Genomic DNA, 236 nt, shown 5'->3' on the forward strand with positions numbered 1-236 from the left:
GCTGTTTTACAAAATCAAGCTGATTTGATTTTTCACATCACGTTTTGAAAAATCGGTTCGTAACTGTAATGAAATATCATATTCGCTACGCTTTTTATTTTCTTTAATGGATACAGATTGAATGAGAGGTAATAAAAATCGTCTTTTATCCATATCGCTTATTTCTTGAAGCTTGACATCATCTTGAAATACTTCATTCAAAGTATGTAACCATGTTTCTTTGCTTTTCTCGATTT

Annotated in this window: 1 pseudogene; it reads right to left on the reverse strand. The window is 30.1% G+C overall.

The features are described from left to right. Positions 1-6: 6 nt before the first annotated feature. Positions 7-236: pseudogene (locus tag SB658_RS27535) on the reverse strand (hypothetical protein); the annotation flags it as partial.

It is taken from the genome of Bacillus sp. SIMBA_008 (genome assembly GCF_046535495.1).
Classification (GTDB): Bacteria; Bacillota; Bacilli; order Bacillales; family Bacillaceae; genus Bacillus; species Bacillus subtilis.